This window comes from Alcanivorax sp. HI0044, from assembly GCF_001634945.1.
On the sequence record NZ_LWEZ01000078.1, the window covers coordinates 1 to 563 of the forward strand.

Sequence of the window (563 nt, forward strand, 5' to 3'; positions counted from 1 at the left end):
CTTCATTGGACGGTATCACCCCGTCACAGATCAGGAAGCTGGCGGAACGGATATGGTCGGCAATCACCCGCAGGGACTTTTCTTCCAAATCGGTGCAGCCGGTAGCCGTGGCCGCCGCTTTCAGCAGCGCCTGGAACAGGTCAATTTCGTAGTTAGAATGTACGCCCTGCAAGACTGCAGCAATACGCTCCAGGCCCATGCCGGTATCCACACTGGGCTTGGGCAACGGCAGTAACTCACCATCCGGCTGGCGGTCGTATTGCATGAACACCAGGTTCCATATCTCGATATAGCGATCCAGATCATCATTCTCGGAACCGGGAGGACCACCGGGCACATCGGCCCCATGGTCGTAGAAAATCTCGGAACAGGGACCGCACGGGCCGGTATCGCCCATCTGCCAGAAGTTGTCCTCGTCCAGGCGCGAGAAGCGTTCAGCGCTGACGCCCATTTCCTTGAGCCAGATATCCGCCGCTTCATCATCGGACACATGCACGGTGATCCACAGGCGCTCTTCAGGCAGCCCCAAGGTGCCCGTCAGGAATTCCCAGGCGAACTTGATG

Annotated in this window: 1 protein-coding gene; it reads right to left on the reverse strand. The window is 58.3% G+C overall.

The window, feature by feature from the left end; all coding sequences use genetic code 11:
* The coding region (locus A3730_RS00975) for an alanine--tRNA ligase-related protein (protein WP_231883793.1) at positions 1-563 on the reverse strand (563 nt) is incomplete at both ends.